The organism is Faecalibacillus sp. (genome assembly GCF_047023275.1).
Lineage (GTDB): Bacteria > Bacillota_I > Bacilli_A > Erysipelotrichales > Coprobacillaceae > Faecalibacillus.
Map to the genome: position 1 here is coordinate 24,604 of NZ_JBKYAR010000020.1, position 12,633 is coordinate 37,236.

The 12,633-nt window shown below is 31.7% G+C and carries 12 protein-coding genes and 1 other annotated feature; all 12 genes read right to left on the reverse strand.

What is annotated here, in order from left to right; translation table 11 throughout:
* Positions 1 to 8 precede the first annotated feature (8 nt).
* Positions 9 to 1,058 (reverse strand): MerR family transcriptional regulator, encoded by a 1,050-nt coding sequence (locus tag ACLVEP_RS08225; RefSeq protein ID WP_412584097.1) that lies wholly within the window; start codon positions 1,056 to 1,058, stop codon positions 9 to 11.
* Positions 1,059 to 1,076: 18 nt separating this feature from the next.
* Positions 1,077 to 1,997, reverse strand: coding sequence for a TraB/GumN family protein (locus tag ACLVEP_RS08230; RefSeq protein ID WP_412584099.1), 921 nt, complete (start codon positions 1,995 to 1,997; stop codon positions 1,077 to 1,079).
* Positions 1,998 to 2,099: 102 nt separating this feature from the next.
* Positions 2,100 to 3,779 (reverse strand): biosynthetic-type acetolactate synthase large subunit, encoded by a 1,680-nt coding sequence (ilvB, locus tag ACLVEP_RS08235; RefSeq protein ID WP_412584102.1) that lies wholly within the window; start codon positions 3,777 to 3,779, stop codon positions 2,100 to 2,102.
* Positions 3,780 to 3,795: 16 nt separating this feature from the next.
* Complete coding sequence (ilvD, locus tag ACLVEP_RS08240) at positions 3,796 to 5,475, reverse strand: dihydroxy-acid dehydratase (protein WP_288542057.1); 1,680 nt, start codon at positions 5,473 to 5,475, stop codon at positions 3,796 to 3,798.
* Between the two features lie 14 nt (positions 5,476 to 5,489).
* Positions 5,490 to 6,572 carry a 3-isopropylmalate dehydrogenase gene (gene leuB / locus ACLVEP_RS08245; protein ID WP_412584104.1) on the reverse strand — a complete coding sequence of 361 codons (1,083 nt, stop codon included), beginning with the start codon at positions 6,570 to 6,572 and terminating at the stop codon, positions 5,490 to 5,492.
* A gap of 10 nt (positions 6,573 to 6,582) precedes the next feature.
* The gene (gene leuD, locus ACLVEP_RS08250) at positions 6,583 to 7,059 is read right to left on the reverse strand and encodes a 3-isopropylmalate dehydratase small subunit (protein ID WP_412584105.1); all 477 of its coding nucleotides are present in this window, start codon (positions 7,057 to 7,059) and stop codon (positions 6,583 to 6,585) included.
* On the reverse strand, positions 7,059 to 8,333 hold the full coding sequence (leuC, locus tag ACLVEP_RS08255; protein WP_412584107.1) for a 3-isopropylmalate dehydratase large subunit: 1,275 nt from the start codon (positions 8,331 to 8,333) through the stop codon (positions 7,059 to 7,061). Before leuC ends, leuD begins: the two co-directional genes overlap by 1 nt.
* A gap of 88 nt (positions 8,334 to 8,421) precedes the next feature.
* Positions 8,422 to 9,438 carry a ketol-acid reductoisomerase gene (ilvC, locus tag ACLVEP_RS08260; protein ID WP_412583135.1) on the reverse strand — a complete coding sequence of 339 codons (1,017 nt, stop codon included), beginning with the start codon at positions 9,436 to 9,438 and terminating at the stop codon, positions 8,422 to 8,424.
* 14 nt (positions 9,439 to 9,452) lie between these two features.
* On the reverse strand, positions 9,453 to 9,941 hold the full coding sequence (gene ilvN / locus ACLVEP_RS08265) for an acetolactate synthase small subunit (RefSeq protein ID WP_412584109.1): 489 nt from the start codon (positions 9,939 to 9,941) through the stop codon (positions 9,453 to 9,455).
* Positions 9,942 to 9,954: 13 nt separating this feature from the next.
* Entirely contained in the window at positions 9,955 to 11,631 is a 1,677-nt protein-coding gene (gene leuA / locus ACLVEP_RS08270) for a 2-isopropylmalate synthase (protein ID WP_412584112.1), read from the reverse strand.
* 61 nt (positions 11,632 to 11,692) lie between these two features.
* Positions 11,693 to 11,943: a binding site (T-box leader), on the reverse strand.
* A 354-nt stretch (positions 11,944 to 12,297) separates the two neighbouring features.
* Positions 12,298 to 12,426, reverse strand: a complete 129-nt coding sequence (locus ACLVEP_RS08275; RefSeq protein ID WP_318000744.1) for a hypothetical protein — start codon at positions 12,424 to 12,426, stop codon at positions 12,298 to 12,300.
* 14 nt (positions 12,427 to 12,440) lie between these two features.
* On the reverse strand, positions 12,441 to 12,587 hold the full coding sequence (locus ACLVEP_RS08280; protein ID WP_412584114.1) for a hypothetical protein: 147 nt from the start codon (positions 12,585 to 12,587) through the stop codon (positions 12,441 to 12,443).
* Between the last annotated feature and the right edge of the window lie 46 nt (positions 12,588 to 12,633).

The following is a 12,633-nucleotide window of genomic DNA, read 5'->3' on the forward strand; positions in this document are numbered from 1 at the left end:
TTTTTTAACTATCTGTTTTTACCATTTTTATGATAGATATTTTCAAAAAAATCATATACACTCAATTTCTTTTGTTCAAAACAATCAAGCATTTCATCATTTGTTACAATTTCTATATTTTTATTTCTTAATATTTGATAAGCTGCTTTAGGATTATTCCATTCCAAAAAGCTTTTAGTCGTTGCATCTTTAAAATGAAATATATATTTCGGTAAATAATAATACATTGTTTTACTTGTTCCAATTCCTATTCCACCATATTTAATCACTAATTTAATTTCTACATATTCTAAATCCTCCCAACTATAATTCTCCATAATAGTTGTTAAATCTCTTTTTAAAATTAAATAGCTTAATTTTAAATGTGATACTTTCTTAGCATCTAAAATAGAAATTTTATTATCTGTAAGTTCTATATAATTTTGACGTGAACACATGTAAGAAATACTTATTGTTGAAAATATTATAACTAAAATTATTAGTATTAAATAAATGAAAATATGGTCTATTATTTCCTTTTCCAAAATATGAAATCTTTGCAAATAATTAATAGTTGCAAATGTTAGCATTGGGGCAGTAATCAATGCATAAATAAATGTTCTAAAATACATATTCAAATCAAATCTTGTTCCAATGATCACTGTTTGATCTTTCTTAAAATAATCAAATACTTTCTTTAAGTCTCTCTTATTAACTTTTTTATCTCCTATTTGATTATCTTCAATTACTTGATCTAATAAGGGAATATTCTTTTCTTTTAAATCTTCACACATATTTTTTATATATTGTAATGATTCTATTTGGGTATTCACTTTTTCAATATGGTTTTCTAAAACATCTTGAAATGTGACTTTATTATTTAAAATATCTTTAATATCTTCTATTGGTACATTGATATCTCTTAAAAACATGATTCTCTCTATTTTGTGAATATCTTCTTCATTATAATTTCGATAACCATTTTCATCTCGATAGGGTTGTATTAAACCCATCTTTTCATAATATCTCAAAGTATAAGAACTGATTTTTAGTTTTTCTTGAACTTCTTTTATTTGCATAATTTTCACCTACCTTCATTATTTCATACATTCAACTAAATAGCCATCATCCTTTAACAATTGAATAATTCCTTTTTTACCATAAAGATGTTTGCATCCCACACCTATAAAATCATGTTTACCATTATTGATACTATTAACTAGCGTATCTTTCATATGAATATTTCTATTATATGCAAGTACATTCCAATACTTTTCATACTTTTCTTTATCTTTATCATTTAATTGTTCTAACTGCTCTAACAACAAATTTTGTTCATCTTCATAATATTGTGTATTACCACTATAGTAAGCATCTAAATCTTTTTTAGCACTACTTATTACCATTTTTTTATTAGCCAAATTATCTAATATAGTCTCTGAGTAATCCCATGATAATTCAGTTATTAGCTTCATTTGAAATTCAGTACCTTCAACTTCTTTAAAATTCTTTTTCTTTTGAGCATAATCATAAATATAATTATCAATTGCATTAAATTTACTTATATTTGCCTTATTCAATACTTCAGGATCACTATTTATAAGTGAGTTTATTACAAATACATTATAGAGCGCATAACCAGGTTTTCCTTTCAAACTTTTGTATTGTTTCATAAGATTTTCATATTTATCTTCGAGACCTAAGTCACGAATTGAATTGTACGTGTTATATTTCGCATACTCTTCAGTTTCTTTTGGTGATGGATTCATATCACATTCCAAATAAATTGAATCACTTTTACCTAATACCTTTTCAGTTACTTTATCTAAACTTTTAATAGGATATCTTCCTGGATGACATGTTCCAAATAAATATGAATATTCTCCTTTTTGATTAGATACTTTGTAAAGAAATATACTTGTATCTATTACTCTTGCATTTTCTTCTTTCTTTTGTGTTGTACATCCACTCACCATCACTAAAACAAGAACCATGATTAATTTCACTAACTTTTTCATCTTATTTCCCTTCTTTCTACTTGAAACATACACTTTAGAGCAGCTAGAAGGTCAAGTATTTCATAAAAAAAGACCAAATATTTCTATTTGATCTTTCATAAATTATTTATTTTTTAAATCAGATTCATCAAATGCTTTAGAAATAGCACCACCTGGAGCAACCATTGGGAAGACTTTATCATCTTTACCAATCATTACTTCAATTAAAACAGGTCCATTTGTATCTAAAGCTTCTTTAATAGCTGGGGCAACTTCTTCTTTAGTAGAAACACGAATTGCTTTACATCCTAATCCTTCAGCAACTTTACAGAAATCAACTTTATCATCTAAAATCGTATTACTATAACGTTTACCATAGAATAATGTTTGCCATTGTCTTACCATTCCTAATACCTTATTGTTGATAACAACTTGAATAATAGGCACATTGTAACGACTTGCTGTAGCAAGTTCATTCATATTCATTCTAAAGCATCCATCACCTGCAATATTAAATACTGGTGAATCAGGATTTCCATATTTAGCACCAATAGCAGCACCTAAACCAAATCCCATTGTTCCTGCACCACCTGATGTAATTAATTGACGAGGACGGCGATAATGATAATATTGTGCAGCCCACATTTGATGTTGTCCTACATCAGTACAAATGATGGCATTACTATCAGTAATATAATCAATTTGTTCAATGACATAAGGTCCTGTAAGAGTAGAATCATCATAGTTAAGTGGATAACGATCTTTTAAATCACGAATTTGTTTTAACCATTGTGGATGATTTTGTCTTTCTAACTTATTATTTAATTCATTTAAAATACATTTAGCATCACCAATAATACCTAAATCAACTTGAATATTTTTATTGATTTCAGCAGCATCTACATCAATGTGAATAATTTTAGCATTAGAAGCAAATGTTTGCGTATTACCAGTAACACGATCAGAGAAACGTGCACCAACTGTAATTAATAAATCACATTGACTTACCCCAAAGTTACTTGCTTTTGTTCCATGCATTCCAAGCATTCCTGTATAACGAGGTCTTGTATTATCAAAAGCCCCTTTACCCATTAATGTTTCACAAACAGGTGCATCAATTTTTTCAGCAAATTCTTTTAATTCTTGACTTGCACCAGATGAAATAACACCACCACCAGCAAAGATAAATGGTTTTTCACTTTCTTTGATCATTTCAATTGCTTGATCTAAATCTTCAACAGTATATGTTTCTGTTTTAGGTTCAATAGCTTTTGGTTGAAGTGGTTCAAATTCCATCTTTTCTGCAGTAACGTTTTTAGTAACGTCTACTAAGACAGGTCCTGGTCTACCTTCTTTAGCAATATAGAATGCTTTACGAATTGTAGGCACTAAATCTTTAATATCTTTAACGATAAAATTATGTTTTGTAATTGGCATTGTCACACCAGTAATATCGATTTCTTGGAAACTGTCACGTCCTAAGATTTCAACACCTACGTTTGCTGTAATAGCAACAAGTGGTGTTGAATCCATATAAGCAGTCGCAATTCCAGTAACAAGGTTTGTTGCTCCTGGTCCTGAAGTTGCCATACAAACACCAACTTTACCAGTTGATCTTGCATAACCATCAGCAGCATGAGAAGCTCCTTGTTCATGAGAAGTCAAAACATGATTGATTTTATCTTGATAACGATAAAGTGCATCATAGACGTTAAGAATAGTTCCTCCCGGATAACCAAACACTGTATCGACACCTTGTTCAATTAAACATTCACATATAATTTCTGAACCAGTTAACATCATTTTGTTTTTCCTCCTTTTATTTTTTTTCTTCTGGTGCTTGTAATACAGCACCTTTATCTGCAGATGTTACTAAAGAAGCATATCTTACTAAGTAACCTTTTTTAATACGAGGTTCTCTTGGTTGCCATTTAGCTTTTCTTGCAGCCATTTCTTCATCACTAACACGTACATTCATTGAATGATTTGTAATATCAATATCAATAATATCTCCTTCTTCAATGAAAGCAATTGGTCCACCTAAAGCAGCTTCAGGAGCCACGTGTCCAATTGAAGCTCCACGAGTAGCTCCAGAGAAACGACCATCAGTAATTAAAGCAACATCTTTATCTAAGCCCATACCAGCGATTTCTGAAGTTGGTGATAACATTTCACGCATACCAGGTCCACCTTTAGGTCCTTCATAGCGAATGACAACAACATCACCTTTAACGATTTTTCCTTCACGGATAGCAACAATAGCGTCATCTTCACAATCAAAGACACGAGCAGGTCCTGTATGTACCATCATTTCTTTAGCAACAGCTGATTGTTTAACAACAGCACCATTTGGACAAATATTTCCTTTTAAAACAGCGATTCCACCATAAGGTGAATATGGATTTTCCACTGGACGAATGATTTCAGGATCTAAGTTAACACAACCTTCAATATTTTCAGCCACTGTTTTTCCAGTAACAGTTAATAAATCAGTTGATAATAAACCTAATTTATTAATTTCATTCATAACTGCATAAATTCCACCAGCTTCATTTAAATCTTCCATAAATGTGTCCCCAGCTGGAGCTAAGTGACATAAGTTAGGTGTTTTCTTAGAAATTTCATTTGCAATTTCAAGATTTAAAGTAACTCCTGCTTCATGAGCAATAGCAGGTAAATGAAGCATTGAGTTTGTTGAACATCCTAGTGCCATATCCATTGTTAAAGCATTGATAAATGCTTTTTCAGTCATAATATCACGAGGACGAATATCTTTTTTAATAAGTTCTACGATTTGCATACCTGCATGTTTAGCAAGTCTAATTCTTTCTGAATAAACTGCTGGAATTGTTCCGTTTCCACGAAGAGCCATTCCTAAAACTTCAGTTAAACAGTTCATTGAGTTTGCTGTATACATACCTGAACATGATCCACAAGTTGGACATGCTTTTTGTTCAAATTCATGAAGTTTATCTTCTGTCATATTTCCAGCATTGAATTGTCCTACAGCTTCAAATAATGAAGATAGACAAGTTCTTTTACCATCCATTTTACGACCAGCTAACATTGGTCCACCAGAAACAAAGATTGTTGGAACATTGACTCTAGCAGCAGCCATTAATAATCCTGGCACGTTTTTATCACAGTTAGGAATCATAACTAAACCATCAAATTGATGAGCTTCAGCCATTGCTTCTGTACTATCAGCAATCAATTCACGTGTAACAAGTGAATATTTCATACCTGTATGGTTCATCGCAATCCCATCACATACAGCGATTGCTGGAATTTCTACTGGTACCCCACCTGCAAGATAGATTCCCTTTTTAACAGCTTCACAAATTTTATCTAAGTTCATATGTCCTGGAACAATTTCATTGAAAGAATTGACAACCCCAATTAATGGTCTTTCTAATTCTTCATCTGTATATCCAGCTGCATTAAATAATGATCGATGAGGAGCTCTTTCAGTTCCTTTTTTTACAAAATCACTTTTCATCCCTATATATCCTCCTATAAATGACTTACAATAAGGTCTCCCATTTCACGAGTCCCTACTAATGTTTTACCTTCAGACATGATATCTGTTGTACGATATCCTTCTTTTAATACTTTTTCAATAGCATCTTCAACATCTTTTGCTTCTTGATCTAAATCAAAAGAATAACGAAGCATCATTGCTGCTGATAAAATTGTTGCAATTGGATTTGCAATATTTTGTCCAGCAATATCTGGTGCACTCCCATGACTTGGTTCATACATACCAAAACTATCTTCTCTTAAAGAAGCACTTGATAACATTCCAATTGAACCAGTAACCATACTTGCTTCATCTGATAAAATATCACCAAACATATTTTCAGTTAAAATAACATCAAATTGTTTTGGATCTCTCACAAGTTGCATCGCACAGTTATCTACTAACATATGTTCTAAAGTAACTTCAGGATATTCTTTAGCAACTTCTTCAACCACTTTACGCCATAAACGAGAAGTATCTAAGACGTTTGCTTTATCTACACTTGTTACTTTTTTATTTCTTTTCATCGCAATATCAAATCCACGTTTAGCAATACGACGAATTTCACTTTCACTATAACTCATTGAATCACGAGCAACCATTTGATCTCCTTCTTTTTCAGTAGAACGTTCACCGAAATAAAGACCACCTGTAAGTTCACGCATGATCATCATATCAAATCCACCTTCAGTTAATTCTTCTTTAAGTGGACAAGCCCCTTTTAATTCATCATATAAATAAGCAGGACGTAAGTTTGCGAATAATCCTAGTTCTTTTCTAATTTTTAATAAACCAGCTTCTGGTCTTAACGAAGGTTCTAATTTATACCAAGGTGAAGTTGTGGTATTTCCACCAATAGCCCCTAATAAAACACTATCACTTTCTTTGGCAATTTTTAAAGCTTCATCACTTAATGGTACACCATAGGCATCAATTGAACATCCACCCATTAAGATTTCTGTATAATTAAATGTATGATTATATTTTTTAGCAACAGCATCTAAAACCTTCATCGCTTCTGTTACGATTTCAGGTCCGATTCCATCACATTTAATAACCGCAATATTCTTTTCCATTTTTTATCCCCTATTTTTTAGAATTTACATAATTTACTAAACCATCAGCATCAATCATCTTTTGTAAGAATTCTGGGAATGGTTGACTTTGATAAGTTTCATTTTTTGTTTTATTTGTAATGACACCAGTTGAAAAATTAACTTCTACTTCATCACCTTTTTCAATTTTGTCAGCTGCTTCTTCACATTCCATAATTGGGAATCCAATATTAATAGAATTACGATAGAAAATACGTGCAAAACTTTTAGCGATTACACATTTAACACCTGCAGTTTTTAAGCAAAGAGGCGCATGTTCTCTTGAAGAACCACAACCAAAGTTTTGACCTGCAACAATGATGTCTCCTTTTTCTACAGTTGAAGCAAAAGTCGCATCAATATCTGCCATTGCATGACTTGCAAGTTCTTTTGCATCAAATGAATTTAAATAACGTGCAGGAATAATTACATCTGTATCTACATTATCTTTATATTTATAAATTTTCATTATTCTTTACCTACCTTTTCAGGATTTGCGATATATCCAGCAATCGCACTTGCTGCAGCTACTTGCGGAGAAGCTAAATAAATAAGTGCTTCTGTATCTCCCATACGTCCTACGAAGTTACGGTTTGTTGTTGAAACACATTTTTCACCTTTAGCCATAACACCCATATGACCACCCATACATGGTCCACAACTTGGTGTATTAAAAGCACATCCAGCTTCTACAAAGATTTCAGCTAAACCTTTTTGAATACATTGTAAGAAGATTTTTTGTGTTGCTGGTACAACCATTACACGTACATTATCTGCTACTTTTTTACCTTTTAAAATAGCAGCTGCTTTTTCTAAATCAGATAAACGTCCATTTGTACAAGATCCAATAACCACTTGATCAATATAGATTTTATCCATTTCTTCAATTTCATCAATTGTATGACCATTTCCTGGTAAATGAGGAAATGCTACAGTTGGTCTTACTTCACTTAAATTGATTTCAATCACTTGTTCATAAACAGCATCTTCATCTGCTTCAAAGATTTCATATGGTTTTTTAGAATGTTTTTCAATATAAGCAATTGCTTGATCATCAACAGGGAAAATACCATTTTTAGCTCCTGCTTCAATTGCCATATTACAAATTGTAAAACGATCATCCATTGTTAAATATTGAATACCGTCTCCAACAAATTCCATTGATTTATATAAAGCACCATCAACACCAATTTTATCAATAATATGTAAAATAACATCTTTCCCACTAACATATTCACTTGGTTTACCAGTAATTACAAATTTGATAGCACTTGGTACTTTAAACCATAACTCACCAGTAGCCATTCCAGTTGCAATATCAGTTGTTCCTACACCTGTAGAAAAAGCGCCTAATGCTCCATAAGTACATGTATGACTGTCTGCCCCAATAATACATTCACCAGCCACAACAATTCCTTTTTCTGGTAAGATTGCATGTTCCACACCACATTTACCTTGTTCCATACGATGTGTTAAACATTGTTTGTTTGTAAAATCTAAGATTGCTTTTGAGTTTTCTGCAGATTTAATATCTTTATTTGGTGTAAAGTGATCTGGCACTAAAACCACTTTATCTTTATCAAAGACTTTATCTGCCATTTTATCAAAAATTGGTAATGCCATAGGCCCTGTAATATCATTTGCCATTACAACATCCAATTTTGCTTCAATTAATTGTCCCGCTTCAACATGATCTAATCCCGCATGTTTTGCTAAGATCTTTTGTGTCATTGTCATTGCCATTTTTTAAATTCCCCCTTCATTTTTAACCTTAGTAGGTTGTCATTAGAAAGTCACGACTTTCCAATGACAACACACTAAAGTGTGTTGATTAGTTATTGATTAATTTATCTTCATCAGACCAAGAATATAATTTTCTGATTTCTTTTCCAACTTTTTCTGATTCATGTTCTGTAGCTAATTTTCTCATTGCTTTGAAATGTGCTTGTCCTCCAGCTGCTGACATGTCTAATAAGAAGTCTTTTGCGAATGTTCCATCTTGGATATCTTTTAAGATTTGTTTCATTGCTTTCTTTGTATCTTCTGTGATGATCTTTGGTCCTGTAATATAATCTCCATATTCTGCTGTATTTGAAATTGAATATCTCATTCCTTCAAATCCTGATTGATAGATTAAGTCTACGATTAATTTCATTTCATGGATACATTCAAAGTATGCATTTCTTGGATCATATCCTGCTTCTACTAATGTTTCAAATCCTGCTTGCATTAGGGCACATACTCCACCACATAAAACTGCTTGTTCTCCAAATAAGTCTGTTTCTGTTTCTGTTCTGAATGTTGTTTCTAGTACACCTGCTCTTGCTCCTCCAATTGCTAATGAGTATGCTAAGGCGATGTCTTGTGCTTTTCCTGTGTAGTCTTGTTCTACAGCTACTAGACATGGTGTTCCTTTTCCTGCTTGATATTCACTTCTTACTGTATGTCCTGGTGCTTTTGGTGCAATCATTGTTACATCAACATTTTTTGGTGGTACGATTTGATTGAAATGAATATTGAATCCATGAGCAAACATAAGCATGTTTCCTTCTTCTAGGTTTGGTTCAATTGATTCTTTATATAATTTTGCTTGTAATTCGTCATTGATTAAGATCATGATGATATCTGCTCTTTTTGCAGCTTCTGCTGAAGTATATACTTCAAATCCTTGTTCTTCAGCTTTTTTCCATGATTTTGATCCTTCGTATAATCCTACGATGACTTTTACTCCTGATTCTTTTAAGTTTAATGCATGTGCATGTCCTTGTGATCCGTATCCAATGATGGCTACTGTTTTCCCATCTAATAATGATAAGTCACAATCTGATTCATAAAAAATTTTTGCCATTTTAAATATCCCCCTTAATCTTCTTGGCTTCCTCGATGCATTCCAACAAGTCCAGTGCGTGCAATTTCTGTCACGTGGAACCCATTTAACATCGTTAATAACTGATTGACTTTTCTTGTATTTCCAGTAACTTCAATAATCAATGAAGTTGGTGAAACATCGATAATATGTGCTCTAAAAATATCAACAATTGAATTAATATTTGTTCTTTGATCAGCATTTGCATCTACTTTAATTAATACAAGTTCACGATAAACCGAATCATCTTGTTCAAGTTTTTCAATTTCAACGACTTCTACAAGTTTCCCTAATTGTTTTTCAATTTGCGTTAAAATTTGTTCATCACCAGTAGATACAACTGTCATACGTGACATTCCTTTAATATTTGTTTGTCCTACTGAAATACTTTCAATGTTATATCCTCGTCTACTAAATAAACCAGCAACACGGTTTAAAACCCCTGGATTATTTTCAACAAGTAATGACAAAACAAGTCTATCCATGTTTTAATCCTCCCTATTTTTTTAATTGTTTATGAATTCTGTTCATAGCTGAAATAATAGCTTTAATTGTTGCTGTTGTAATATTTGGATGTACCCCTACTCCATATTCTTGAACAGCACTTCCTTTAACTCTTAAATAAACATAAGCAGCAGCTTTAGAACTTGATCCTGATGATAATGAATGTTCACTATAATCTAAGAAATGTGTATAAACAAAGCCATTTTCGTTAAATGCATCTTTAACAGCATCAATTGGTCCATTACCATAACCAACAATTGTTCTTACTTCACCATGATCTTTTAATGTAATTTCTGCTTTTCTTTCAAATTCAGAATCATCTTCAGAAATATCAATTAATTTTTGTTTAATAAATTCATATGGTTCTTTAATATCTACATATTGTTCAATAAATGTATCATAAACTCTTTCTGGAGAAACTTCCCCTTCTTCTTCAGAAATATCTTGAATCACTTTTGCAAAATTTACTTGTAATCCTTTTGGTAAATGATAACCATACATGCTTTCCATAACATAAGCAACCCCACCTTTACCAGATTGTGAATTAATACGAACAATTGGTTCATATTGTCTACCTAAATCACTTGGATCAATTGGTAAATATGGAACTTCCCACATTTTTGAATTTCTTTCTCTTAAAGCATGCATTCCTTTATTGATTGCATCTTGATGACTTCCAGAGAATGCTGTAAAGACAAGTTGTCCAACATATGGATGTCTTGGTGGAATATCCATTTTTGTACATTTTTCATAAACATGTTTAATATCATTAATACTTCCTAATTCTAATTGAGGGTCTACACCATGTGTAAACATATTTAAAGCAACAGTCACAACATCAACATTTCCTGTTCTTTCACCATTACCAAATAATGTTCCTTCAACACGATCAGCACCCGCTAATAAAGCAAGTTCAGTTGAAGCAATTCCACAACCTCTATCATTATGAGGATGAACAGAAACAATGACTCTTTCACGGTCTTTGAAGTTACGACACATCCATTCGATTTGATCAGCATAAACATTTGGTGTATCCATTTCTACTGTTGAAGGTAAATTGATAATTACTTTATTATCTTTACTTGCTCCCCATACATCCATAACAGCTTCACATACTTCCATTGCATAATCAACTTCAGTTCCTGTAAAACTTTCTGGTGAATATTCAAGAATCACTTTTCCTTCAAATTCTTTTGATAAGTCTTTTACTAATTGAACACCATCAATTGCAATTTGTTTAATTTCATCTTTATCTTTGTTAAAGACAACGTCTCTTTGTAAAATAGAAGTTGAATTGTAAACATGGACGATAGCTTTATCTAATCCTTTTAATGATTCAAATGTTTTTCTAATTAAATGTTCTCTTGCTTGAGTTAATACTTGAACAGTCACATCATCAGGAATTAAATTTTCTTCAATTAATAATCTTAAGAAATCATACTCAATTTGACTTGAAGAAGGAAAACCTACTTCAATTTCTTTAAATCCTAAGTCTACTAAAAGTTGGAACATTTCCACTTTTTCCTCTATTTTCATTGGTGTGATCAAAGCTTGATTTCCATCTCTTAAATCAACTGAACACCAAATTGGTGCTTTTTCAATTGTTTTATCAGGCCAAGTACGGTCTTTTAATTTAATTGTTTCAAATCTCTTGTACTTTTCGTAATTCATTTCCATTTCCTCCTTAATACTATAAAAAAAACTCCCGTCTCAAAATAGCCAATCCGGCCATTTTGAGGACGAGAGCTATATTACTTCGTGGTTCCACCTCAATTTGTGAATAAATCACTTTATCCACCTCGCTAAGTACGCTACATAATAGTTCATACTCTTGCAAAATAACGGTTGCACACCGTAGCCACCTACTTAAGTTCAGCGCTCCACTCAAGGATGAGTTCAGTATTACTCAAACAATTCTTTCCACCAACCAGAATCTCTCTACGCCTTGAAATAGTACTTACTAGTTCCTATCGAAGTATTTATTTTATGGTTACTTGTAATGTTAGACTTTTTTTTTACTAAAGTCAATGTCTTTAACGTAATTTTATAAATCGATATTTTTTTATCACAATGATGTTATTTTATCTATTTAAAAAGAAAAAAATCTAAACTGATTTTCTTCTTCTAAAATTTTAAATATTTTTATACTTCTTAATTCCTACAAAAGCGCCTGCAGATAAAATAAATAACATTGACATTTACTCCAAATGAAATATTTTGTATATGTACAAGTTATGCATTCACTAATGATGTTAATTTTTTTATAATATATCGTATACGTAAAAAGAGACCAATTTGCATTTAGTAATTGCTCTCTTTTATGAATTTTATTAAAAATTATTCTTCCATCATCCATGCACCACAAACTGGACATCTTTTGTTTCCTGAGCCATCATATTCTGTCACATAATCACAATTCGGACATCTCCAAATATTATATCTTGTATAAATTACAATTTTTTTCATATTGCTTCTCCTTTTTAATCTCGATACATAGTCCCACCACATTCAGGACATTTATAAGTATTTCCAATTACTTTCACATATGTTTCATATCCACAATTTGGATTTGAACATGTAAAATGATCTGATAGGTAACTTCTTACTCTATTAAAAAATTTTTTCATATTTTTTCTCCTCTTTCTTTATTATTTCATTAAATCGTGACATTTG